The sequence below is a fragment of the Microlunatus speluncae genome (assembly GCF_009299835.1).
GTDB lineage: Bacteria > Actinomycetota > Actinomycetes > Propionibacteriales > Propionibacteriaceae > Microlunatus > Microlunatus speluncae.
The window spans coordinates 22,640-45,409 of the sequence record NZ_VKCZ01000012.1; the positions used below are offsets into that span (position 1 = coordinate 22,640).

The 22,770-nt window shown below is 69.0% G+C and carries 21 protein-coding genes; 13 read left to right on the forward strand and 8 right to left on the reverse strand.

All coding sequences use genetic code 11. The features are described from left to right. The first annotated feature begins 43 nt into the window (after window positions 1-43). Window positions 44-241: a type II toxin-antitoxin system VapB family antitoxin gene (locus tag FNH24_RS15425; protein ID WP_152363105.1), complete on the forward strand. Its 198-nt coding sequence runs from the start codon at window positions 44-46 to the stop codon at window positions 239-241. Further along, window positions 238-609 carry a type II toxin-antitoxin system VapC family toxin gene (locus FNH24_RS15430; protein WP_152363106.1) on the forward strand — a complete coding sequence of 124 codons (372 nt, stop codon included), beginning with the start codon at window positions 238-240 and terminating at the stop codon, window positions 607-609. Before FNH24_RS15425 ends, FNH24_RS15430 begins: the two co-directional genes overlap by 4 nt. A 66-nt stretch (window positions 610-675) precedes the next feature. Here FNH24_RS15430 and FNH24_RS15435 read toward each other — a convergent pair whose 3' ends face one another. Further along, window positions 676-2,175 carry an alpha/beta hydrolase gene (locus tag FNH24_RS15435; RefSeq protein ID WP_217428248.1) on the reverse strand — a complete coding sequence of 500 codons (1,500 nt, stop codon included), beginning with the start codon at window positions 2,173-2,175 and terminating at the stop codon, window positions 676-678. 169 nt (window positions 2,176-2,344) lie between these two features. On the opposite strand from FNH24_RS15435, the gene FNH24_RS15440 reads away from it, so the two are divergent. The 3 genes from FNH24_RS15440 to metX all read left to right on the forward strand — a co-directional run bounded on the left by FNH24_RS15440 (window position 2,345) and on the right by metX (window position 5,449). Then, entirely contained in the window at window positions 2,345-2,842 is a 498-nt protein-coding gene (locus tag FNH24_RS15440; protein ID WP_152363107.1) for a DUF1203 domain-containing protein, read from the forward strand. A 64-nt stretch (window positions 2,843-2,906) separates the two neighbouring features. Beyond that, window positions 2,907-4,223 (forward strand): bifunctional o-acetylhomoserine/o-acetylserine sulfhydrylase, encoded by a 1,317-nt coding sequence (locus FNH24_RS15445; protein WP_152363108.1) that lies wholly within the window; start codon window positions 2,907-2,909, stop codon window positions 4,221-4,223. Further along, on the forward strand, window positions 4,220-5,449 hold the full coding sequence (metX, locus tag FNH24_RS15450; protein WP_152363109.1) for a homoserine O-acetyltransferase MetX: 1,230 nt from the start codon (window positions 4,220-4,222) through the stop codon (window positions 5,447-5,449). The genes FNH24_RS15445 and metX overlap by 4 nt, the downstream gene beginning before the upstream one ends. A 25-nt stretch (window positions 5,450-5,474) precedes the next feature. On the opposite strand, the gene FNH24_RS15455 is transcribed toward metX, so the two are convergent. Then, window positions 5,475-6,458, reverse strand: coding sequence for an aldo/keto reductase (locus FNH24_RS15455; protein ID WP_152363110.1), 984 nt, complete (start codon window positions 6,456-6,458; stop codon window positions 5,475-5,477). Window positions 6,459-6,514: 56 nt separating this feature from the next. Then, window positions 6,515-6,985 carry a MerR family transcriptional regulator gene (locus FNH24_RS15460; RefSeq protein ID WP_152363111.1) on the reverse strand — a complete coding sequence of 157 codons (471 nt, stop codon included), beginning with the start codon at window positions 6,983-6,985 and terminating at the stop codon, window positions 6,515-6,517. 73 nt (window positions 6,986-7,058) lie between these two features. Between FNH24_RS15460 and FNH24_RS15465 the strand changes: the two genes are divergently transcribed. Beyond that, a complete protein-coding gene (locus FNH24_RS15465; RefSeq protein WP_152363112.1) occupies window positions 7,059-7,298 on the forward strand; it encodes an AbrB/MazE/SpoVT family DNA-binding domain-containing protein in 240 nt (79 codons plus the stop codon). Beyond that, window positions 7,298-7,723: a PIN domain-containing protein gene (locus tag FNH24_RS15470; RefSeq protein WP_152363113.1), complete on the forward strand. Its 426-nt coding sequence runs from the start codon at window positions 7,298-7,300 to the stop codon at window positions 7,721-7,723. The genes FNH24_RS15465 and FNH24_RS15470 overlap by 1 nt, the downstream gene beginning before the upstream one ends. Window positions 7,724-7,729: 6 nt before the next feature. Here FNH24_RS15470 and FNH24_RS15475 read toward each other — a convergent pair whose 3' ends face one another. The 5 genes from FNH24_RS15475 to FNH24_RS15495 all read right to left on the reverse strand — a co-directional run bounded on the left by FNH24_RS15475 (window position 7,730) and on the right by FNH24_RS15495 (window position 15,142). Next, a complete protein-coding gene (locus FNH24_RS15475) occupies window positions 7,730-8,905 on the reverse strand; it encodes an acyl-CoA dehydrogenase family protein (RefSeq protein WP_152363114.1) in 1,176 nt (391 codons plus the stop codon). Then, entirely contained in the window at window positions 8,902-11,037 is a 2,136-nt protein-coding gene (locus tag FNH24_RS15480) for a transketolase C-terminal domain-containing protein (RefSeq protein WP_246186914.1), read from the reverse strand. The genes FNH24_RS15475 and FNH24_RS15480 overlap by 4 nt, the downstream gene beginning before the upstream one ends. 182 nt (window positions 11,038-11,219) lie before the next feature. After that, window positions 11,220-12,782 carry an aldehyde dehydrogenase family protein gene (locus FNH24_RS15485; protein WP_217428249.1) on the reverse strand — a complete coding sequence of 521 codons (1,563 nt, stop codon included), beginning with the start codon at window positions 12,780-12,782 and terminating at the stop codon, window positions 11,220-11,222. After that, on the reverse strand, window positions 12,779-14,209 hold the full coding sequence (gene lat / locus FNH24_RS15490) for an L-lysine 6-transaminase (protein ID WP_152363116.1): 1,431 nt from the start codon (window positions 14,207-14,209) through the stop codon (window positions 12,779-12,781). Before lat ends, FNH24_RS15485 begins: the two co-directional genes overlap by 4 nt. A gap of 405 nt (window positions 14,210-14,614) precedes the next feature. Continuing rightward, window positions 14,615-15,142: a MarR family winged helix-turn-helix transcriptional regulator gene (locus FNH24_RS15495; protein WP_152363117.1), complete on the reverse strand. Its 528-nt coding sequence runs from the start codon at window positions 15,140-15,142 to the stop codon at window positions 14,615-14,617. Window positions 15,143-15,326: 184 nt separating this feature from the next. Here FNH24_RS15495 and FNH24_RS15500 point away from each other — a divergent pair, with 184 nt between their 5' ends. Genes FNH24_RS15500 through FNH24_RS15525 form a run of 6 tightly spaced genes read left to right on the forward strand, consistent with a single transcriptional unit; the run spans window position 15,327 to window position 22,765 of the window. After that, window positions 15,327-16,571 (forward strand): DegT/DnrJ/EryC1/StrS family aminotransferase, encoded by a 1,245-nt coding sequence (locus tag FNH24_RS15500; protein ID WP_152363118.1) that lies wholly within the window; start codon window positions 15,327-15,329, stop codon window positions 16,569-16,571. Between the two features lie 20 nt (window positions 16,572-16,591). After that, window positions 16,592-18,550: an ABC transporter substrate-binding protein gene (locus FNH24_RS15505; protein WP_152363119.1), complete on the forward strand. Its 1,959-nt coding sequence runs from the start codon at window positions 16,592-16,594 to the stop codon at window positions 18,548-18,550. Window positions 18,551-18,554: 4 nt separating this feature from the next. Then, on the forward strand, window positions 18,555-19,550 hold the full coding sequence (locus FNH24_RS15510; RefSeq protein WP_152363120.1) for an ABC transporter permease: 996 nt from the start codon (window positions 18,555-18,557) through the stop codon (window positions 19,548-19,550). Then, entirely contained in the window at window positions 19,547-20,710 is a 1,164-nt protein-coding gene (locus tag FNH24_RS15515) for an ABC transporter permease (RefSeq protein WP_152363121.1), read from the forward strand. The genes FNH24_RS15510 and FNH24_RS15515 overlap by 4 nt, the downstream gene beginning before the upstream one ends. Beyond that, window positions 20,700-21,749, forward strand: a complete 1,050-nt coding sequence (locus FNH24_RS15520) for an ABC transporter ATP-binding protein (protein ID WP_152363122.1) — start codon at window positions 20,700-20,702, stop codon at window positions 21,747-21,749. Before FNH24_RS15515 ends, FNH24_RS15520 begins: the two co-directional genes overlap by 11 nt. Then, window positions 21,746-22,765: an ABC transporter ATP-binding protein gene (locus FNH24_RS15525; RefSeq protein WP_246186915.1), complete on the forward strand. Its 1,020-nt coding sequence runs from the start codon at window positions 21,746-21,748 to the stop codon at window positions 22,763-22,765. The genes FNH24_RS15520 and FNH24_RS15525 overlap by 4 nt, the downstream gene beginning before the upstream one ends. The last annotated feature ends 5 nt before the right edge of the window (window positions 22,766-22,770 follow it).

A 22,770-nucleotide genomic window follows, 5' to 3' on the forward strand; every position in this document is an offset into this window, starting at 1 on the left:
ATGGATAGCATCAAGTGATGCACATCATGATGAGGGGTGACCGATGCGCACGACGGTGACGATCGATGACGACCTGTTGGCCAGGGCGGCCGAACTGACCGGCGTCGAGGAGCGCTCGGCCCTGCTCCGCGAAGGGCTGCGAGCTCTGATCCGGATCGAGAGTGGCCGTCGGCTGGCCGCGCTCGGAGGCTCGGACCCTGATGCCGCCGCCGCACCGAGACGGCGCGGACGCGCCGAATGATCCTGGTCGACACCTCGGTCTGGATCGACCATCTTCATGCGGTCGAATCGGAGTTGGTCGGCCTGCTCGAAACCGACCGGGCCGGCTGCCATCCGTTGGTGATCGAGGAGCTTGCGCTGGGCTCGATCAAGCACCGGGTGACGGTCCTCGACCTGCTGGCCAGCTTGGTGCGCTTTCCAACCCTGACCCACGACGAAGTGCTCGCTCTGGTCGGTGGTCGGCAGCTCTGGGGTCGTGGTCTCAGCGCCGTCGACGCGCACCTGCTCGGATCAGTGGCCCTGGTCGGCGGCGCCCGGCTGTGGACTCGGGACAAGCGGCTCGGCTCGGCCGCCCGCGATCTCGGTGTCGCGCTGTTCAGCGAGAGCTGAGTTGAAGCGACGACAAGCCGGTCAGTTTGGCCGCGACTACCCGGCCAAACTGACCGGCATCTTTCGTCAGGACGCTCGGCAGTACGTGTCGCGCCGGGGCATGGTGCCGTCGACCAGGTAGTCGGTGGTGGCGGCCAGGGCGCACGGGTTGTGGCCGGAGAGGCCGTAGACGCCGTGCCCGCTGCCGTCGACGCTGACCAGGCGGGCCCGGTCGCCGAGCTTGTCCCGCAGCAGCTCCGCGTTGGCGGGCGGGGTGACCGGGTCGCGCAGGTTCTGCAGCAGCAGCACGTTGCGCTCACCGTCGTCGCTGATCTTGACCGGCCCGGCCGCGTCGTGTGACCAGAAGGCGCAGGGGCTGATGTTGGCCGCGGCCGCGCCGAACAGGGGATGGCGCCGGCGATCCTCGGCGACGGCGCGCTGATAGGTCGCGACGTCCTCCGGCCACTCGACGTCGTTGCAGGTGACCGCGAGGAAGACGGTCAGCGCGTTGTCGGTCGGCGACAGGTCGGCCGGCTTGGCCGACGGTGCCGCCTTCCGCTCCGCTTCCGTTCCGTTCAACAGCTCGCCCAGCGCCTGCCACTGCTGTGCCAGCACCGGGTACTGCTGCTGGCCGTACAGCGATCCGAACGTCGCCATCCGGAACAGGGCGCCGCTCATCCCGGCCACCGGCGTCTCGTCCAGTTGTTCGGCGAGCTCGAAGTAGGTCTTGCGGACCTGATCCGGCGTGCGGCCGAGGCCGTAGCTACCGTCCCGCTTCGCCGCCCACTTGGCGAAGTCGGGGAAGGTCTGTTCCATCCCCAGCGCGAACCGGCGCAGGGTGGGGCGGTCCAGGTGGGAGTCGGCGAGATTGCTGTCCAGGACGATCCGGGCGGCGCGCTCGGGGAACAGCGAGACGTACGCGGAGCCGAGGGCGGTGCCGTAGGAGAAGCCGAGGAAGTTGGTCTTCTCCTCGCCGAGCGCGGCCCGGATCTGATCCAGGTCACGGGCCGTGTTGGCCGTGGTCAGGTGCTTCAGGCGGCCGTCGCGGTCGTTCTTCGCGCACCGCTCGGCCACCTCCTTGGCGATCTTCGCCTGCGCGGCCACCGCCGCCTTGTCCGGCGCATACGGCGGGACGTTCATGAAGTAGGCGTCGTCGGGGGTGAAGCCGCAGCTGACCGGTGCGGAGTGCCCGACGCCGCGGGTGTCCATCCCGATCAGGTCGTAGCTGTCCAGCACGCTGGCCGGGATGCCGCGGGAGGCCAGCAGGGTGGACAGGGTCAGCCCGGAGCCGCCCGGGCCGCCGGGGTTGAGCATCAGCACGCCGCGCCGCTTGGCCGGGTTCTCGCTGGCCAGCCGGGAGATCATGATCTCGATCTTGGTGCCGTCCGGATCGCCGTAGTCCAACGGCACCGGCACCTTGGCACAGGTCAGCCGGTACGGGAGGGCGCCGGTCACGACCTCCGCGGGGCAGTCGCCCCATTCGAGCCCGGTGGCGGCTCCGGACCCCTGGTCATCGGCCGCGGCGGGTCCGGCGAGCGCCGATCCCAACAGCCCGATCGTGATCATCGCCACCACTGCGAAGATCATCCCGCGCCGTCCTGCCGCCGGTCGGCGGGTTGGCTGACGTGTTGGCATCGTCACTCCCTCAGTAGCTCGATCGCGTCTGGCCGACCAGCCCACACCGTGCCCTCGGGGCACAGTCAAATCGCCGCCCGATCACACCTCACGTTCTGCCGCGCGCCAACGTCTTCCCGGCATGGACATCTTCGCGAGCGACACCACCGACACCCCGTTGTTCCGGCTGCACCCGATCCCGCCGGAGGTGATCACGTCGGCCCGCACCACCGGCGTCGACGTCGCCGGTCATCCGATCGTCCGGCAGACCGCCGCCGGCCGGGAGCCGCTGCGCTGCTGTCTGCGCAACGCCCAAGCCGGCGAGGAGCTGATCTTGTTCGGCTATCGCCCGGTGCTGCCGGTGAGCCCCTATCTGGAGACCGGAGCCGTGTTCACCCACGCCGAGCCGTGCGCCGGACCGCCGGCCTCGGGGTCGTATCCGAGCGATTGGATCGGCCGTCCCCAGGTGCTGCGCGCGTACGACGAGCGCGGCTGGATCCATCCGGCGTCGACGCACCACGACGGCAGCGATCCGGCCGCCGCGATCGCCGCCGTGCTGGCCCAGCCGGGCGTGGTCCAGCTGCACCTGCGCAACGTCGCCTACGGCTGTTTGAACGCGGTGGCCACCCCGGTCGACTGAGTTCCCGATATTCCAGAGTGTGATACTTGGGTTTATCGGGTTCGCGGGGCCGTACGGTCTCCGCATGAGCGACAACTGGTCCTTCGAAACCCGGCAGATCCACGCCGGACAACAGCCGGATCCGACCACCGGCGCGCGGGCGCTGCCCATCTATCAGACGACGTCCTACGTCTTCAAGGACACCGAACATGCGGCGAACCTGTTCGCGCTGAGCGAGTTCGGCAACATCTACACCCGGATCATGAACCCGACCCAGGACGTGGTCGAGCAGCGGCTGGCCTCGCTCGAGGGCGGCGTCGGCGCGCTGCTCACCGCGTCCGGTCAGTCGGCCGAACTGCTGGCGCTGCTCAACCTGGCCGAGGCCGGTTCGCACCTCGTCGCCTCGCCGAGCCTCTATGGCGGCACCTACAACCTGCTGCACTACACCTTCCCCAAGCTCGGCATCGAGGTCAGCTTCGTCGAGGATCCGGATGATCTTCAGTCCTGGCGCTCCGCGGTCCGCGACAACACCAAGGCCTTCTTCGCCGAGACGATCTCCAACCCCAAGCAGGATCTGCTCGACATCGAGGCGGTGGCCGGCCTGGCCCATGAGATCGGCGTGCCGCTGGTGGTCGACAACACCGTCGCGACGCCGTACCTGATCCGGCCGTTCGAGTGGGGCGCCGACATCGTCGTGCACTCCACCACCAAGTATCTCGGCGGTCACGGCACCCAGATCGGCGGCGTGATCATCGACAGCGGCCGGTTCGACTACGCGGCGGACCCGGCGCGGTTCCCGCAGTTCAACCAGCCGGACCCGAGCTACCACGGCCTGACCTACGCCCGTGATCTTGGGGTCGGCTCCCAGCTCGGCGCCAACCTGGCGTTCATCCTCAAGGCCCGGGTGCAACTGCTGCGTGATCTTGGTCCGGCCGCGTCTCCGTTCAACGCGTTCCTGCTGGCGCAGGGCCTGGAGACGCTCAGCCTGCGGATCGAGCGGCACGTCAGCAATGCCCAGCAGGTGGCCGAGTGGCTGCAGCAGCGCGATGAGGTGGAGAGCGTCGCCTACGCCGGGCTGCCGAGCAGCACGTGGCACGGCTTGGCGCAGAAGTACGCGCCGCGTGGGCCGGGCGCGGTGCTCGCGTTCGAGATCGCCGGCGGGCTGGAGGCGGGCAAGCGATTCGTCAACGCGCTCGAGCTGCACAGCCACGTGGCCAACATCGGCGACGTCCGATCGCTGGTGATCCATCCGGCCTCGACGACGCACAGCCAGCTGACGCCGGAGGAGCAGGCGACCACGGGGGTCACGCCGGGTCTGGTCCGGCTGGCCGTCGGGCTGGAGCATCTCGACGACATCCTGGCCGACCTGGAGACCGGCTTCCGCGCCGCGAAGGGCGCGTGACCGCCGCCGATCCGGCGTCTCCCGCGAGCCCCGGATCTCGGGGACCTGCGGGGTGGGCGACGCCGGGTCGGCGCCGGCCGGGATGGTGGCGGGCGGGGGACCCGGTCGGTCGGCGCCGGTTCACCGGGATCGGTGATCTCGGACTGGAGTCGGGCGCGGTGCTGCCCGACGTGATCATCGGGTACGAGAGCTTCGGCACCCTGACGCCGGCCCGGGACAACGCGGTGTTGATCTTGCACGCGCTGACCGGGGACAGTCACGTCTCGGGGCCGGCCGGGCCGGGTCATCGGACCGCGGGCTGGTGGGACGGCCTGGTCGGGCCGGGACGGCCGATCGACACCGACCGCTGGTGTGTGCTGGTGCCGAATCTGTTGGGCGGCTGCCAGGGCAGCACCGGACCGTCGTCGCCCGATCCGGACGGCCGGGCCTGGGGCAGCCGGTTTCCGCGGCTGACCGTCCGTGATCAGGTCGCGGCGGAGCTGGCCTGGGCCGCGGCGATCGGGATCGACCGGTGGGCCCTGGTGATCGGCGGATCCGCGGGCGGGATGCGGGCCCTGGAGTGGGCGGTGACCCGGTCAGCGGCCGTCGAGCGCCTCTTCGTGCTGGCCAGCACGGCCGTGACCAGCGCCGACCAACTCGCCTGGTCGACCCCGCAGCTGAACGCGATCCGTAGCGATCCGGCCTTCCACGGCGGGGATTACTACGATCGGGGCGACGGGCGCGGACCGTCGGCGGGGCTCGCCGTGGCGCGTCAGATCGCCCACGCCACCTATCGGTCGGCCGACGAGTTGGAGCAGCGGTTCGGCCGGCGATCACAGCCGGGGGAAGACCCGACGCAAGGCGGGCGCTACGCCGTCCAGAGCTACCTTGATCATCACGGCCGGAAGCTGGTCGATCGCTTCGACCCGAACTCGTACCTGATCTTGACCGAGGCCATGAACAGCCACGATCTTGGCCGCGGTCGCGGCGGAGTGGAGGCCGCCCTGGCCATGATCACCGCCCGGACCGAAGTCGCCGGCATCGACTCCGATCGCCTCTACCCACTGGACCAGAGCGAACGGCTCGGCGCCGGCATCCCCACCGCCTCCGGCTCCACGGTGATCACCTCACTCCACGGCCACGACGGCTTCCTGCTCGAAACCGAAGCCGTCGGCGCCCTCGTCACCCCGCTCCTACCAGCGAAGCCCTCGGCTCCCCGAACCACCGAGGCGCGTTCCGTTCGCTGAGCCTGTCGAAGCCTGGACCGGGGCCTCAGGCGCTCTGGCCGGCGACCCACGCCATGTCGGCGTAACGCTCTCCGGACGGCCGCAGCGCGTCCAGGCTCTCCAGCGCGGCCTCGGGCAGGGTGATCGACACCGCGCCGAGATTGTCCTCGAGATTGCCGCGGCGCCGGGTGCCGGGGATCGGGATCACGTCGTCGCCCTGCGCCAGCAACCAGGCCAGCGCGATCCGGCCCGGGCTGGTGTTGAGGTCGTCGGCGAGGTCGCGGACCCGCTGCACCAGCTCCAGGTTGCGGTCGAGATTCTCGGCCTGCCAGCGCGGCAGGGTGCGCCGGAAATCGTTGTCGGCCAGATCGCTGATCGCCGCGACCGAACCGGTGAGCATGCCCCGGCCGAGCGGGCTGTACGGGACCAGCGCGACTCCGAGCTCGCGCGCGGTGGCCAGAATCTCGGTCTCGAGGTCGCGCGAGAACAGGCTCCATTCGCTCTGCAGGGCAGCGATCGGGTGCACCGCCGCGGCCCGCCGCAGCACCTCCGGGTTGGCCTCGGAAAGCCCGAGCGCGCGGACCTTGCCGGCCGCGACGAACTCGGCCATCGCCCCGACCGACTCCTCGATCGGCACGGCCGGATCCACGCGGTGCAGGTAGTAGAGGTCGATCACTTCGACACCGAGTCGCTGCAACGAGCCGTCGACCGCCTGCCGCGCCCGCCCGGCCGAACCATCCAGGCCGGCCGGCAGCTGGGTCACCGGGTCGGGCGTGATGCCGAACTTGGTGGCGATCACAACTTCGTCCCGGCGCTGCCGCAGCACCTCGCCGACCAGGCTCTCATTGTGCCCGGCGCCGTACATCTCGGCGGTGTCGAGGAAGTTCACGCCGGCGTCGATCGCGGCGTTGAGCGTGGCCAGCGACTCGGCCCGGTCGGCCGGGCCGTACGCGTTGCTCATGCCCATGCAGCCGAGGCCGAGGGCGGAGACGGACAGGTCACCGATCGTGCGATGCGGAAAAGTGGACATGAGTGAATCTCCTTGCGTGGTTCGGATCCTGCGAAGATCGGGTGGCTGGCGAGCGATCAGCCGCACTGGCCGCCGTAGGTGGTGATCTTGTAGTCGATCACGGCCTCCGCGAACTGCAGGTCGGCGATCTGCCGCCGGATCCGCTCGCGGTGGTGCTCCAACAGGCCCAGCCGTTCGGGCACCGTGTCGCCGCCTGCGGTGACCAGGTCGACGTAGCGCTTGATGTCGCGGATCGGCATGTCGGACAGTCGCAGCCGGGTGATGAAGATGATCCGGCCGACCGCGTCGCGGTCATAGCTGCGGTAGCCGTGCACGTCCCGTGCCACCTCGACCAGGCCGATCCGCTCGTAGTACCGCAGCGTGTGGGCCGAGATGCCGACCAGCTCGGCGACCTCGGCCACCGTCATCACCGACGCCACGTCGTCCACACTGGCCAGACGACTCGTCAGCGTCTCGGTCAGCGCGGGTAGATCCTCCGGCGCGGTGGTCTCGATGAGCTGCCGGACATCCGTCGCCGTGATCGTCATGCTTCCGAACGTACGCCTTCGAGTGCGCTCAAACGCAAACCGGTTCCGAGTCCTTCTGCTGTATGATTGAGCTATGTCATCATATGAGCTACGGGTTTCCTCCAACGGCCAGGTCTCCATCCCGGCCGAGGTGCGGCGCCGCTGGCAGGCGTCCCGCGTGCTCGTCATTGACAAGGGTGATCGGATCATCGTCAGGCCGATTCCACCGGATCCGATCGGCGCGGTGCTCGGCAAGTACGCGGGTGGTCCGTCCTCTGACGAACTTCGCCGCGTCGCGCGCGAGGAAGAGTCGGAGCAGGAGGGCACCCGCTGATGGCGGTGATCCTCGATGCCTACGCGGCGATCGCGGTCCTCAAGGGTGAACCGGCGGCCGTGGAGGTGCGGCCGCTGCTCGAGCAGGGCGAAACCGTCATGCACCCGCTGAACGTGGGTGAGCTCCTGGACCGGATGGTGCGGCTGGTCGGGGCCGATTCCGACGAGGTCGAGGCCGATCTGGCGCTGCTCGGTATCGAGCAGGTCGCCGTGGACCCGGCGATCTTGGTCGACGCCGGCCGTTGGCGCGCTCGGCACTATCACCGCACGGATCGGCCGGTCAGCCTGGCCGACTGCGTGGTCGGGCTGACCGCCTTCAGCCTCGACCTCGAGCTGGCCACCTCGGACCGCCCGTGTGCCGAGATGGTGCGCGAGGAGGGTGGAAAGGTGCTCGCGCTCCCGGACAGCCGGGGGCTCCGGCCGTGATCATGATCAACTGAAGGCGCCGTGCCCGGTCAGCGCCTGACCGATGACCAACTGATGCACCTCGGAGGTGCCTTCGTAGGTGAGCACGGACTCCAGGTTGTTGGCGTGCCGCATGATCGGATACTCACCGGTGATGCCGGCGGCGCCGAGGATGGTGCGGCTCTCCCGGGCGATGGTCAGCGCCTCGCGGACGTTGTTCAGCTTGCCCAGGCTGACCTGCCGCGGGTCGAGTCGATGATCATCCTTGAGCCGGCCGAGATGCAGTGCGAGCAGGAAGCCCTTCTGCAGCTCCAGGGCCATGTCGGCCAGCTTGGCCTGGGTCAGCTGGAACGCGCTCAACGACCTGCCGAACACCTCCCGGGTGCCGGCGTACGTGATCGCCGTCTCCAGGCAGTCGCGGGCGGCACCCAACGCGCCGAAGACGATGCCGAACCGGGCCTCGTTCAGGCAGGACAGCGGACCGCGCAACCCGGTCACCTCGGGCAGTACCGCGTCGCCGGGCAGCCGGACGTCCTCCAAGATCAATTCCGAGGTGACCGAGGCGCGCAGCGACAGCTTGTTGCCGATCTTGGGGGCGGAGAAGCCGGGGGTGTCGGTCGGCACCACGAAGCCGCGGATGTCCTTCGGGTCGTCGGTGGTCTGGGCCCAGACGATCGCGACGTCGGCGATCGTGCCGTTGGTGATCCACATCTTGGTGCCGTTGATCACCCAGTCGTGGCCGTCGCGGCGAGCCCGGGTGCGCATCCCGGCCGGGTTGGAGCCGAAGTCGGGCTCGGTCAGCCCGAAGCAGCCGACCAGTTCGCCGGCGGCCATGCCGGGCAGCCAGGTCTGCTTCTGCTCCTCGCTGCCGAACTTCCAGAGCGCGAACATGGCCAGCGATCCCTGCACCGAGACCATGCTGCGGACACCGGAGTCGCCGGCCTCCAACTCCAGGCAGGCCAGGCCGTACGAGACCGCGTTGGCCCCCGCGCAGCCGTACCCGGTCAGGTGCATGCCGAGCAGGCCGAGGGCGCCGGCCTCCTTGATCAAACCCAGATCGGGTTCACCGGCCTCGTACCAGGCGGCGATGTTGGGCCGGACCCGCTCGTCGACGAACTCGCGGACGCCCGCCTGGATGTCGCGTTCCTCGTCGCTGAGCAGGTGATCAACGCCCAGCAGTTCCAGTGGGCCAAGAGTATTCATGCGGTTCGGTCCTTCCCGGCCAGGGTGGTGGCCGCCTTGATGATCTCGCGCTCGTCGAGCAGGACGTGCTGGGCCGCGGCGCCCAGCGGGACGAAGCTGTCGGCGCTGGCGACCCGGGCCATCGGGCCGGTGAAGCCGCCCTCGACCAGGGCCGTGATCACGCCCTCGCCGACGCCGCCGGCGTGCCGGGTCTCGTCGACCACCAGGGCGCGGCCGGTCCGCAGCGCCGCGGCGAGGAGATCCTCGGTGGGCAACGGGGCCAGCCAACGCAGATCCAGTACGGCAGCGTCGACGCCCTGATCGGCCAGGGCCGCCGCGGCCCGCAGGCTCATCGGCACGCCGTTGCCGAAGGTGATCATGGTCAGGTCCGCGCCGGACCGGACCGCACGCGCCCGGCCGATCGGGGCCGGTTCGCCATGATCGACGCCGAGCCAGCCGCCGTCGCCGGGCTCGTGCAGATCCCTCGTGTGGTAGAGCGCGATCGGCTCCAGGAAGACCGCGACCGTGCCGTCGGTCGCGGCCGCGGCGACACAGCTGCGCAGCATCGCCGGGGCGTCGTCGGCCCGACTCGGGCAGGCGACGACGATGCCGGGGATGTCGCGCAACACCGCGACCGCGTCGTCGTTGTGGAAGTGGCCGCCGAAGCCCTTCTGGTACGCCAGCCCGGCGATCCGGACCACCATCGGATTGCGGAACCGGCCGCGGGAGAAGAACGACAGGGTCGCCGCCTCGCCGCGGAGTTGATCTTCGGCGTTGTGCAGGTAGGCCAGATACTGGATCTCCGGGATCGGCACCAGCCCGGCCAGGCCGGCGCCCAGCCCCAGGCCGAGGATCGACTGCTCGTCCAGGATCGTGTCGAACACCCGGGCCGCGCCGAAGCGCCGCGCCAGCCCGCGAGTCACCCCGTAGACACCGCCCTTGACCCCGACGTCCTCGCCGAACGTGATCACCCGGCGGTCGGCGTCCATGATCGTCGCCAGGGTCGCGTTGATCGACTCGGCCAGCGTCCGGGCCGGGCCTGGTCCGGGATCGTTCCCTGAGCCTGTCGAAGGGCCAGGCCCGGGCCGGGTCCGCGTCCACTGCGCGGCGAGCTCGGCGGCGAGTCCCGGGTGCCGCGGCGCCAGTGGCTCCATGACCTCGGTGGCCGAAGCGAGTTGCCGACCGCCGGCGAGCCGGGTCGCCTCGGCCCGGATCTCCTCGCCGATTCGGTCGTAGCGCTCCAGCACCGCGGCTGGGCTCGCTCCGGCGGTGATCAACTCCCCCGCGGTGCCGAGCAGGGGATCGCGGTCGTAGCTGGCCTCGATCTCGCTCGGCTTGCGATAGCCGATCTCCGCGTCGCTGCCGGCATGGGCCAGATAGCGCACGGTGCGCAGGTGCAGGAACACCGGCCGCCGGTGATCACGGACGCGGGCTACAGCCTCGGTGATCACCGGCCAGGCGGCCGCCGGATCGGCGCCGTCGGCGGCCAGGTAGTCGAGTCCTGGGCGGCTGCCGTACGCGTGCTCGATCCAGCCCGCCGGGGTGCGGACCGAGATGCCGAGCCCGTTGTCCTCGCAGACGAACAGGATCGGCACCGGCAGCCCGCGATAGGCCGTGTTGACCGCGGTGTTGATCGCGCCGGTCGCCGTCGAATGGTTGGCCGAGGCGTCACCGAACGAGCAGACCACGATCGCGTCGTCGCCCCACTCATGATCGATTCCGAGCCGCGATGCGCGCTGCAGGGCGATCGCCAGCCCGACCGACCGCGGCAGGTGCGAGGCGATCGTCGACGTCTGCGGGATGATCCCCAACTCGGGATGGCCGAACACCTTGTGCCGACCGCCGGCGATCGGCTCGTCGGCCAGACACATCAACCCCTGCAGGACATCCCGGACCGGCGTCGCCCCCGGCAACTGCCCGGCCCGGGCGCAGTAGAACCCACCGGACCGGTAGTGCAGCAGTGCCGGATCCCCGACCGTCGTGGCCAACCCGAGCATCGCGTTGCTCTCGTGCCCAGCCGACCCGATCGTGTAATACGCCGATCCGCGGGCTTGCAACTCCCGCGCCACAAGATCAAGTTGCCGACTGCTCGCCTGCGCCTCGAACAGTTGCCACCAAGGATCGATCTCGAGATCGGGTTGATGGGGACGCAAGGAGTTACGCTCCCTGAGCCTGTCGAAGGGCAGGCCAGATCGCGCGCAATCAGTGATCCCAGGGACCACCGGGCTCGGCCCTTCGACAAGCTCAGGGAACGAAAGCCTTTCGTCCCCATCGCCCAAGGCCAGCAAACGTTGCCGGAAGGCCCGGTCGAGCTCCTCGCCCGGCGTCGCCATGATCAGGAACCCAGGCGGAAGTCACGATCGGGGGTCAGCTCGACCGTGTCCATCTGCGCCTTCTGCAGTCGACCGGAGTAGTCCCAGTTGACCGACTGCCAGCGGGTGAACTGATCGAGCACCCAGACCCCGGACTGGCGGGAGCCGTTGCCGGACTTCCCGTTGCCGCCGAAGGGCAGATGCGCCTCGGCGCCGGAGGTGGAGTTGTTGATCGACACCATCCCGGCGCCGACCCCGTTCCGGAAGCGGAAGGCCTCCTGCGGATCGGTGGTGTAGATCGCGGAGGAGAGCCCGTAGCCGGGCTTGTTGGCCAGCTCGATCGCCTGATCGAGATCGGTGTAGGTGATCACGCCGATGATCGGCCCGAAGGTCTCTTCCAGGAAGAGTTGATCATCGGCCTGGACTCCGTCCACGACCACCGGATGGTAGAAGAGTCCGGCCGTCGCGTCGCCGAGGAACCCGTCCCGCGCGTTGTCCGCGGTGATCCGGCCGGTCGGCCCGGCGACGGTGTGGTGCGGCTGGATCCAGTCCAGATACTCCTCGTACCGGTCGGCGAACTTCTGGTCCAGCATCGGGCCCATCAGCACGTCGTCGGCCGGGTCGCCGATCTTGGCGGCGGCGACCGCCTTGGTGAGCCGGGCCAGGAACTCGTCGTGCACGGACTCGTGCACGATCACCGTGCCGAGCGAGGTGCAGCGCTGCCCGGCGGTGCCGAAGCCGGAGAACAGCGCCCCTTCGACGGCAAGATCAAGATCGGCGTTCGGGGTGATCACCAGCGGGTTCTTGCCGCCGAGCTCGAGGCAGGCGTTCTGCAGGTGCCGGCCGGCCAGGGCGCCGACCTCGCGGCCGACCGCGGACGAGCCGGTGAAGCCGATCTTGTCGATCAGACCCTGCTCCAGCGACCGTTGCAGCCCGGCGAAGGTCTGCTCCCCGTCGCTGAAGACGAGGTTGAACACCCCGTCGGGCAGGCCGCCGCCACGGACGAAGATCTCGTGGAACGCGGCGGAGACGACGGGGGAGTAGTCGGCGGGCTTCCAGACGATCGTGTTGCCGGCCAGCAGCGCGGGCACGATGTACCAGGACGGCACGGCGACCGGGAAGTTGCCGGCGGTGATCACCGCGACGGCACCGACCGGCACCCGGTGGGTGAACAACTGCTTGTCCGGCATCTCGCTCGGCACCGTCTGCCCGTACAGCCGGCGACCCTCACCGAGGAAGAAGTCGCAGGTGTCGACGATCTCCTGCACCTCGCCCAGCGCTTCGGCGTACGGCTTGCCGATCTCGGCGGTGACCAGCCGGGCCAGCGCCTCCTTGTTGTCCTCGACCAGCCGGCCGATGTGCGCGATCGCCCGGCCGCGGATCGGGGCCGGGATCTTGGCCCAGTCCCGTTGCGCGGTCTTGGCGGCCTCGGCGGCGGCGACGAACGTGTCCGCGTCGCCGAACGCAACCTCGCCGACGACCTCGGACAGCCTGGCCGGGTTGGTGCTGCGGACCACGGAGTGGCCGTCGACCGGCTTGCCGGCCACGACGGAGCTGATCACGGTCGATTCGAGTTGGGCGGTCACCGGCCCTCCTTCACGGTTGATTCGGTCTGGGCGGTTGATCCGGCGTGCGTCGGGTCCAGCGCCGCGGCAAGGCGCCGGCCGACCTGGCCGATCGCGTCCAGCCGGCCGACGGCCCGGCCGATCGCGGCCACGGCGAGGTCGATCTCCTCGGACTCGATCGACAGGGCCGGCCGGAACCGGATCGATCGTTCTCCGCAGGGCAGGGCCAGCACGTGTTCAGTGTCCCTCAGGTCTGCCAGCACCGCATCCCGCGCGGTGCCGTCGGCCAGATCGGCGGCGATCATCAGGCCGCGGCCGCGGACGTTGGTCAGCGTGCCGGGCAGTTCGTCGGCGATCCGGCGCAGGCCGGCGACGAACCGCTCGCCCTTGGGCCCGGCGGCCTCGATCAGCCCCTCGGCCTCGATGATCTCCAGCAGCCGCTGCGACCGGACCATGTCGACCAGGCCGCCGCCCCAGGTGGAGTTGATCCGACCCGAGACCTTGAACACATTCTGGTCGATCTCATCCACCCGGCGGCCGGCCATGATGCCGCCGACCTGGACCTTCTTGCCGAAGGCGACCACGTCGGGCTTCAGCCCGAGCTGCTGGTACGCCCACGCCGTGCCGGTGGTGCCGGCCCCGGTCTGCACCTCGTCCACGATGAACAGCGCGTCATGATCATGAGCGAGCTGCTGCATCGCCTGCAGGAACTCGGCTCGCAGATGGTTGTCGCCGCCCTCGCCCTGGATCGGCTCGGCGATGAACGCCGCGATGTCGTGCGGGTGTGCCGCGAACGCCGCCCGGGCCTGCTCCAGCGCCCGCTCCTCGGCCTGGATCACCTCGGCGAGATGATCATCCAGCGGGTGCGTGATCGCCGGCACGTCGATCCGCGGCCAGTCGAACTTGGGGAAGCGGGCGATCTTGCCCGGCTCGGTGTTGGTGAGCGACATGGTGTAGCCGCTGCGACCGTGGAACGCCTTGGCCAGGTGCATGATCTTGGTGCCGAGGCCCGGGTCCCGCCCGGCGGCCTCGTTCTGCCGGCTCTTCCAGTCGAACGCCACCTTGAGGGCGTTCTCCACCGCCAGCGCGCCGCCCTCGATGAAGAACAGGTGCGGCAGTTCGGGATCGCCGAGCACCCGGGCGAACGTCTCGACGAATTCGGCGTAGGCGCTGGAATACATGTCCGGGTTCGCCGGCTTGTTGGCCGCGATCGCCGACAGCTCGGTCAGGAACGCCGGATCGTCGACGATGCCGGCCGGGTTGAGCCCGAGCGGCGCCGAGGCGAAGAAGGTGTAGAGGTCCAGGTAGCGCACCCCGGTCCGGGCGTCGGTCAGGCGACTGCCCCGACTGCGCTCCAGATCGAGGACGAGTTTGAACCCGTCGGTCAGTACGTGCCGGGAGAGCACCTCGTGCACCTCCGCAGCGGAAACGTGGGCATGTTCGGCCATGTCGCCTCCTCACAGAATGATTTTCGGTAAGACCCACTCTAGAGGAGAAGTCTTGCGGAATCGAACCCGTGAGACCGGAACTGTAGCTGTTCGTTCCCGTGCGCCGAGCTCCTTCCGTTCCGGGCGCCTAGCTCGTTCCGTTCCCTGAGCCTGTCGAAGCGTCGTCCTGAGCCCGTCGAAGGGGGCAGGCCAGTCCGCGCCTTTCTCCCCGGGTTTCGGCCTTGCGGCCGGGAAAGACGCAGCAAGGACGGGCGGGGTTCGCGGTCGGTGGCGGATCGCGGCCGGTTGTGGGTCGGGGTAAGGGGGTGCTTCTCGCCGCCGTGATCAGCTATGCGCTCGGTGAGGTGGGCAGGGGTTTCATGATCAGCGCTCGGCATGAACTCTCCGACCAGAAAAGAAGACGATTCAGTCGTCCTCCACCGCCAAAAGACGTGACCCCTCAGACTCCACAGCCAGCACAAGTTTGCGCAGCAGGCCGGAGAGCTGAGTTCGTTCGGTACGAGTCAGGGCGGAGAGGAGTTCCTTCTCGGCGTCGCTGTTCACCCCGATGGACGCTTCCAGCGCCTCATGGGCCTGGTCGGTCAACTCGACCAGCAGGCGCCGCCGATCACCGGGGTCGTGCAGGCGGATCACGAAGCCGGCTTGCTCGAGGCGGTCCAGGCGGCTGGTCAGGGTCGCGGGGTGGATGTCGGTGCGCTCGGCGATCAAGGTCGGGGTGCCGCGGTACGGCGAGCCCAGTGATCGCAGATGCCAGAGGATGTCGAACTCGAACGGCTTCAGGCCCTGGGCGGCGACGGCGCGGGCGCGGAGCCGGTGCATCCGCTGGACCAGCACCTGCATCCGGACGACGGCACCCTCGACGACCGGATCGAGCCCGGGCACCTCGCGCTTCCACAGCGCGATGTGGCGATCGATCGAGTCCTTCTCCGTCATGGGCGAGATCCTATGAGGTCATCGTGCTCCGGGTCTCGACAGAGAATACTATGATCTCGTAATATATTGATTCGTCGTATTCCTCGAGCTTCATCCCCACCCACGTCGCGGCAACGAAGGCCCGCGCCGGGTTCGAAGATCACCTCAGCCGCCTCGATCCGAGGTCGGTCCCGAAAGGAATGGCATGCAAGATCGACTAGCTCTGCTCGGCGGCACGCCGGTCCGCACGAACCCGTTCCCCTCCTGGCCGCCGGTGACGGACTCGGCCGTGGCCGCGGTGACCGCGGCGGTCACCGCGGGGGTCTGGGGCGAGGTCGGCGGGCCGTACAAGACCCGGTTCGAGCGCGAGTTCGCGGCGTACCACGACGCCACGCACGGCATCGCGGTCTGCAACGGCACGGTGTCGCTCGACATCGCGCTCCGGGCGCTCGGAGTCGGCCACGGTGACGAGGTGATCGTTCCCGGCTACACCTTCCTGGCGACCGCGACCGCGGTGCTGGCGGTGAACGCGCTGCCGGTGTTCGCCGACATCGAGGAGGGCACCGGCTGCATCGACCCGGACGCGATCGAGGCGTTGATCTCGCCGCGGACCAAGGTGATCATCCCGGTCCATCTGGCCGGTCATCCGGCTGATCTCGATCGGATCTGCGCGATCGCCGAGAAGCACGGGCTGCCCGTGCTGGAGGACGCCGCGCACGCGCACGGCGCACAGTGGAAGGGCCGCGGCGTCGGCTCGTTCGGTGCCTTCGGCAGCTGGTCGTTCCAGGCGTCGAAGAACATGACGTCCGGCGAGGGTGGGATCTTGATCACGAACGACGACGCACTGGCCGACGCCGCCTGGAGCCTGCACCACTGCGGCCGGTCCCGGACCGGTGCCTGGTACGAGCACAGTCGCTACGGCGGCAACTTCCGGCTGACCGAGTTCCAGTCCGCCCTGCTTCTTGATCAACTCGGGCGCCTGGCCGACGATGTCGCGCGGCGGGAGCGCAGTGCCGCGATGATCACCGAGGCGCTGACCGGGATCGACGGGATCACCGCGCTGGAACGCGATCCGCGGTGCACCGCACACGGCTACCACCTGTACCAGTTCCGCTATCAGCCCGAAGCCTTCGGCGGCCTGCCGCGGGAGCGATTCGTCGAGGCCCTCGCCGCCGAGGGCATCCCGTGCAGCTCCGGCTACGGGCTGCCGCTGGACCGGCAGGGCGTCTTCGCCGACCGGGCCTTCGACGTCGCCGCCACCGGCTGGTCCGCGGACAATCCGCGGACTCGCTACGGACGCACCGACCTGCCGGTCACCGAGCGCCTCTGCCGGGAGGGCGTGTGGATCCCGCAGACCACGCTGCTCGGCGACGAAGCCGACATCGCCGACGTCGTCGAGGCCATCGGCAAGGTCGCCCGATCGGTCGCCGGCCTCGGCGTCCCCGCATGATCATTCCCTAGGAGAGCACGATGACGTACGATCCCACCCGCCGCGACCTGCTCCGCCTCGGTGGCGGCGCCCTGGTCTCGGCCCCGCTGCTGGCCGGCTGCTCCCTGCTGTCCACCGATCCGGCCAACAAGCCCGCCCCGTCGGCCGCCGGTGATCAGAACGGGGCCAAGGAGGCGCCGGCGCTGGCCGAGCAGGTCAAGGCCGGCAAGCTGCCGCCGCTGGCCGAGCGGCTGCCGAAGAATCCCATGATCGCCCAGCCGGTCCAGGAGGTCGGTGCGTACGGCGGCACGCTCCGGTTCGGCGCCGCCGGCGAGGATCCCAGCGCGATCACTCATCCGGCCCGATCCGGCCTCGTCGAGTGGAACCTCGACTGCACCGCCCCGCAGGAAGGGCTGGCCGAGAAGTGGGAGATCGTCGACGACGGCCGGACCTATGTCTTCCAGCTCCGGGAGGGCCTGAAGTGGTCCGACGGTGAGCCGTTCGGCCCGGACGATCTGATCTTCCTCTACGACCATGTGTACGGGAACAAGACGTTGACCCCGGCGCCGACCAGCTGGCTCGCCGCCGACGGCAAGCAGGCCGAGTTCGCCAAGATCGATGATCACCGGTTCTCGATCAGCTACGACAAGCCGAACTCGTTGCTGCTGAAGTACCTGTGTTTCGCGGCGATCGCCATCGACCTGATCAAGCCGGCGCACTACCTGAAACAGTTCCATCCCGACTTCGTCGAGCTGGCGAAGCTGAAGAAGCTGGCCAAGGACGAGGGTTATCCCAGCTGGAACGACCTGTTCGTGGCGAAGGACAGCCTGTGGAAGAACCCGGAGCGGCCGGTGCTGGGCGCCTGGAAGCTGACCAAGCCGACCGACACCAAGAACGCCAACGCCACCGCGGAACGGAATCCGTACTTCTGGAAGGTCGATCCCGACGGTCGCCAGCTGCCCTACATCGACAAGCTCAGCTGGACCTTCACCGAGCCCGAGAACCTGATCTTGCAGACCGCCAACGGCCAGTACGACCTCAACATGGGCGTCGGCATCGCCGCCACGCCGATCCTGGCCGAGAAGGCGGAGGAGAAGGGCTTCGAGGTCCGGCGCTGGCAGTCCGACGGCTGGTTCGTCGTGGTCAACCTCAATCAGAGCCACACCGACCCGGTGATCCGCAGCCTGTTCGCCAACCTCGACGTCCGGGCCGCGCTGTCGCACGCGATCAACCGGGATGAGATCAACGAGGCGTTGCTGGCCGGCCAGGGCACCACCGACCAACCCTGTGGCCAGAAGGAGGACGAGTACTTCGAGGAGGGGATGGGCAAGCGGTTCGTCGAATACGACGTCGCCCAAGCCAATTCCCTGCTGGACAAGGCCGGTCTGACTGCCCGGGACGGCGACGGGATGCGGCTCCGGCCGGACGGCAAGAAGCTCCGGCTGACCCTGACCTGCTTCGAGTTCCTCGGCGGCGTCAACGCGATCGACGTCTTCGAGTTCGTCCGCCGTTACTGGCGCGAGGTCGGGATCGCGATGGAGATCAAGGTGATCTCCCCGGAGCTCTGGTACGCCTCGGTCGGGCACGGCGAGATGGACATCATGGGCTACGTCCACGTCGGCTACCGCTGGGACATCGATCCGCTCTGGTACGTGCCGGCGCTCGGCCTGTCCTACTGGGCGCCACGGTTCGGCAACTGGTACGCCAACCCGAACGACGAGTACGCCGAGGAGCCGACCGGCGACCTGCGGCAATTGCAGATCTTGTACGACCAGCTGATCGCCGAGGTCGACGACGCCAAGCGGATCGAGCACGGCCGGCAGATCCTCCGGCTGCATGATCAGAACCTGTGGGTGATCGGCACCGTGCGGCCACCGTTCGAGCCGGTGGTGGTGAGCAAGGAGCTGATCAACGTGCCGCAGCTGGCGGTCACCTCGCACCGGTCGGGTGACGTCGCGACCACCTGCCAGCTGTTCTTCCGCAACCCCGAGAACCATTGAGCCGATGGGCTGGTTCCTGCTGCGCCGGCTCGGCTCGATGGTGCTGACCCTGTTCCTGATCTCGATCGTCGCGTTCTTGATCATCCAGCTGCCACCCGGCGACTACCTGAGCACGGTCGTCGGCAACCTGCAGCGGAACGGGCAGACCGTCGACCCGGCCGAGTTGGTCGCGCTGCGCCAGCGCTACGCCCTGGACCAGCCCGCCCTGGTGCAGTACTGGACCTGGGTCAGCAACATCGTGCTGCACGGCGACTTCGGCCAGTCGTTCCAGCACAACCGGGCCGTCGCCACCCTGCTCGCCGAACGGTTGCCGCTGACCGTCTTCCTCGGCGTGATCACCTTCCTGATCGGCTGGCTGGTCGCGCTGCCGGCCGGCATCTACTCGGCGGTCCGGAAGTACTCGGTCGGTGACTACATCCTCACCACGGTGGCCTTCCTGGGCATCGCGATCCCCGGGTTCGTGATCGCGCTGGCGTTTGCGTTCATCCAGTTCCGCTACTTCGGGACTTCGGTCGGCGGGCTGTTCTCGCCGCAGTTCGTCGACGCCGACTGGAACCTGGGCAAGCTGCTCGACCTGATCAACCACCTCTGGTTGCCGGTGCTGGTGCTCGGCCTGGCCGGCGTCGGCGGCACCATCCGGGTGTTCCGGGCCAACCTGCTGGACGAGCTGCACAAGCCGTACGTGGTCACGGCGCGGAGCAAGGGCCTCTCGGAGCGCCGGGTGATCGCCCGCTATCCGGTCCGGATCGCCCTCAACCCGTTCATCTCGACCATCGGCTGGGTGCTGCCCGGCCTGATCGGCGGCGAGGTGATCATCGCCAAGGTGCTCGGGCTGCAGACCACCGGACCACTGCTGCTGCAGGCCCTGACCTCGCAGGACATGTATCTGGCCGGGTCGATCATCTTCATCCTGTCGGCCCTGACCGTGGTCGGCACCCTGCTGTCCGACCTCGCGCTGGCCGCGATCGACCCGCGGATCCGGGAAGGAATCACCACATGACGTCCGTTCGTTCCCTGAGCCTGGTCGAAGGGGGCAAGCCGGTTGACCCGGCTGAGCCGACGACACCGGACCGGTCCGAGGCGGAGGTCTATCTGGCGCCGCAGTGGAAGCTGGTCTGGTGGCGGTTCCGCCGGCACAAGCTGGCGTTGATCAGTCTGGTGATCGTGATCTTGGCCTATCTCGGTGCGGCGACCTGCGAGTTCTGGGCGCCGACCGGGCAGGACTCGTATCGGGCTTCGCTGTCGTACGCGCCGCCGCAACCGGTCCAGTTCGGTTGGGACGGCGGACCGCAGCTGTACGTGCACGGCTACCGGTCCCAGGTCGACCCGCTGACCCTGGCCCGCACCTTCACGCCCGACGAGTCGATCAAGATCGGACTGCAGTTCTTCGCCCGGGGCGAACCGTACCGGCTGTTCGGGCTGATCCCGAGCGACCGGCACTTCTTCGGGCCGGTGGACGCCACCCAGCCGTTCTATCTGATCGGCGCCGACGAGCAGGGCCGCGACGTGCTGTCCCGGATCATCTACGGGTCGCGGATCTCGCTGTCGATCGGCCTGTTCGGCATCCTGATCGGGCTGGTGCTCGGCGTGCTGCTCGGCGGCCTGTCCGGCTACCTCGGCGGCACCACCGATTCGATCATCCAGCGCGGGATCGAGTTCATCATGTCGATCCCGACGCTGCCGCTGTGGTTGGGGCTGGCCGCCGCCGTGCCGGCCGACTGGGGACCGCTGGAGACCTACTTCGCGATCTCGTTGATCTTGTCCCTAATCGGCTGGACGGGGCTGGCCCGGGTGGTCCGGGGCAAGTTCCTCGAGCTGCGCACCGAGGACTATGTGCTGGCGGCCGAGTTCGACGGGGTGGGCCGGTTGCGGACCATCGTCCGGCACCTGCTGCCGGGGATGACCAGCTACATCATCGCCTCGCTCACCCTGTCGATCCCCGGGATGATCTTGGCCGAGACGGCACTCAGCTTCCTCGGTCTCGGCCTGCGGGCGCCGGTGGTCAGCTGGGGCGTGCTGTTGCAGGAGGCGCAGAACATCCGGGTGCTGGCCTCCGCGCCGTGGCTGCTGTTGCCCGGCCTTGCGGTGGTGATCGCCGTGATGGCGCTGAACTTCGTTGGAGACGGATTGCGTGATGCGGCGGACCCCTATGAGAACTGAACCGAACCTGCTCGAGGTGCGCGGCCTGGCCACCCACTTCCGGCTGCAGGAAGGGCTGGTCCGGGCGGTCGAAGCGGTCGACCTCGACGTCCGGGCCGGCGAGACCCTGGCCATCGTCGGCGAGTCCGGCTGCGGCAAGTCGATCACTGCCCGGTCGATCCTGCAGCTGGTCGATCCGCCCGGCAAGGTGGTCGCCGGCAAGATCAACTACCGCCGGGCCGACGGCACGGTGATCGACCTCGCCGGGCTGGATCCGAAGGGCAAGGCGATCCGGGAGCTGCGCGGCCGGGAGATCGCAATGGTCTTCCAGGAGCCGATGTCGTCGCTGTCGCCGGTGCACACGATCGGCTCACAGATCATGGAATCCATCCTGGAGCACGAGCCGGTGTCCAAGGCCGAGGCCCGGGACCGGGCGATCGAGTCGCTGCGCGAGGTCGGGATCCCGCGACCGGAGCAGCGGGTCGACGCCTACACGTTCCAGCTGTCCGGCGGGATGCGGCAGCGGGCCATGATCGCGATGGCCCTGGCCTGCCGGCCGCGGCTGCTGATCGCCGACGAGCCGACCACGGCGCTGGACGTGACCATCCAGGCTCAGATCCTCGACCTGTTCCGGGAGTTGCAGGAGCGGCACCGGATGGCGGTGATCTTCATCACCCATGATCTTGGTGTGGTGGCCGAGGTCGCCGACCGGGTGGCGGTGATGTATCTCGGGCTGGTGGTCGAGCACTGCGACGTCGACGACCTGTTCTACGCGCCGCGGCATCCGTACACCGCCGGGCTGCTCCGGTCGATGCCGATGGTCGGGCCACGGTCGAAGCAGCGGCTGGCGACCATCCCCGGCTCAGTGCCGCATCCGTACGCGCGGCCCCACGGCTGCCCGTACCACCCCCGCTGCGACCGGCTCCTCGACGGCCGGTGCGACAACGAGTTCCCGATCATGATCGACACGGCCACCCCTGACGGCGACGGCGGACGCTCGGTGCGGTGCCTGCTCTATTCCTCGGCGGAGTCCGTGACCGAAGGGGTGGGGGAGAAGTGACGCCGCTGCTCGACATCCGTGATCTTTCGATGACGTTCCGGATCGGCCGCGGCCTGCTGCCCGGCCGGCGCAGCGTGGTGCAGGCCTTGCAGGGCGTCGATCTGGACATCCGGCGGGGCGAGACGCTCGGTCTGGTGGGGGAGTCCGGCTGCGGCAAGACGACCCTCGGCCGGTGCGTGCTGCGCGGCTACCGGCCCGATCGCGGCGTGATCAACTACGCCAACGCCGACGGTACGGTGACCGATCTGGCCCGGCTCAGCCGGCGCGAGCTGAAGCCGTACCGGACCCAGGTGCGGACGGTCTTCCAGGACCCGAACAGTTCGCTGAATCCACGGTTGACGGTGCGGCAGATCGTGGCCGAGCCGCTGGTCGCGGCGCGGCTGGTCAAGCCCGACGAGATCGGCGACCGGGTGGCGGAGATGCTGCGCCGGGTCGGGCTGCGGCCGGAATACATGCGGCGCTATCCGCACGCGTTCTCCGGCGGCCAACGGCAGCGGATCGGGATCGCCCGGGCCTTGATCACCGAGCCGCGGCTGGTGGTGGCCGACGAGGCCGTGTCGGCGCTCGACGTGTCGGTGCGCAGTCAGATCCTCAACCTGCTGGAGGATCTGCAGGAGCAGTTCGATCTCACCTATCTGTTCATCTCCCATGATCTTTCGGTGATCCAGCATCTGTGCGACCGGGTGGCGGTGATGTATGTCGGCAAGGTGGTCGAGCAGGCCTCGACCGACGAGCTCTACGCCCGGCCCCGGCATCCGTACACCGAGAGCCTGTTGCGCGCGCTGCCGCGGCCCGATCCCCGGCTGCGCCGCGCGGCCCAGCGGGTGCCGCTGCGCGGCGAACTGCCCGACCCGGCCAACCCGCCGGCCGGCTGCGCGTTCCACCCACGGTGCCCGTACGCGAGCGATCGGTGCGACACCGAGGTGCCGGAGTTGGCCTCGGTTGAAAATGGCGACGACTCGAATCGCCAGGCGCGTTGTCACTATGCGACGACGCTCGTACTTACGGGAGTGTGATCACG

What these genes read in the sequence shown, in the direction of transcription:
- FNH24_RS15425 (WP_152363105.1), top strand. Translation starts at nt 44, where the DNA reads ATGCGCACGACGGTGACGATCGATGACGACCTGTTGGCCAGGGCGGCC.
- FNH24_RS15430 (WP_152363106.1), top strand. Translation starts at nt 238, where the DNA reads ATGATCCTGGTCGACACCTCGGTCTGGATCGACCATCTTCATGCGGTC.
- FNH24_RS15435 (WP_217428248.1), bottom strand. Translation starts at nt 2,175, where the DNA reads ATGATCTTCGCAGTGGTGGCGATGATCACGATCGGGCTGTTGGGATCG.
- FNH24_RS15440 (WP_152363107.1), top strand. Translation starts at nt 2,345, where the DNA reads ATGGACATCTTCGCGAGCGACACCACCGACACCCCGTTGTTCCGGCTG.
- FNH24_RS15445 (WP_152363108.1), top strand. Translation starts at nt 2,907, where the DNA reads ATGAGCGACAACTGGTCCTTCGAAACCCGGCAGATCCACGCCGGACAA.
- FNH24_RS15455 (WP_152363110.1), bottom strand. Translation starts at nt 6,458, where the DNA reads ATGTCCACTTTTCCGCATCGCACGATCGGTGACCTGTCCGTCTCCGCC.
- FNH24_RS15460 (WP_152363111.1), bottom strand. Translation starts at nt 6,985, where the DNA reads ATGACGATCACGGCGACGGATGTCCGGCAGCTCATCGAGACCACCGCG.
- FNH24_RS15465 (WP_152363112.1), top strand. Translation starts at nt 7,059, where the DNA reads ATGTCATCATATGAGCTACGGGTTTCCTCCAACGGCCAGGTCTCCATC.
- FNH24_RS15470 (WP_152363113.1), top strand. Translation starts at nt 7,298, where the DNA reads ATGGCGGTGATCCTCGATGCCTACGCGGCGATCGCGGTCCTCAAGGGT.
- FNH24_RS15475 (WP_152363114.1), bottom strand. Translation starts at nt 8,905, where the DNA reads ATGAATACTCTTGGCCCACTGGAACTGCTGGGCGTTGATCACCTGCTC.
- lat (WP_152363116.1), bottom strand. Translation starts at nt 14,209, where the DNA reads ATGGCCGAACATGCCCACGTTTCCGCTGCGGAGGTGCACGAGGTGCTC.
- FNH24_RS15495 (WP_152363117.1), bottom strand. Translation starts at nt 15,142, where the DNA reads ATGACGGAGAAGGACTCGATCGATCGCCACATCGCGCTGTGGAAGCGC.
- FNH24_RS15500 (WP_152363118.1), top strand. Translation starts at nt 15,327, where the DNA reads ATGCAAGATCGACTAGCTCTGCTCGGCGGCACGCCGGTCCGCACGAAC.
- FNH24_RS15505 (WP_152363119.1), top strand. Translation starts at nt 16,592, where the DNA reads ATGACGTACGATCCCACCCGCCGCGACCTGCTCCGCCTCGGTGGCGGC.
- FNH24_RS15510 (WP_152363120.1), top strand. Translation starts at nt 18,555, where the DNA reads ATGGGCTGGTTCCTGCTGCGCCGGCTCGGCTCGATGGTGCTGACCCTG.
- FNH24_RS15515 (WP_152363121.1), top strand. Translation starts at nt 19,547, where the DNA reads ATGACGTCCGTTCGTTCCCTGAGCCTGGTCGAAGGGGGCAAGCCGGTT.
- FNH24_RS15520 (WP_152363122.1), top strand. Translation starts at nt 20,700, where the DNA reads ATGAGAACTGAACCGAACCTGCTCGAGGTGCGCGGCCTGGCCACCCAC.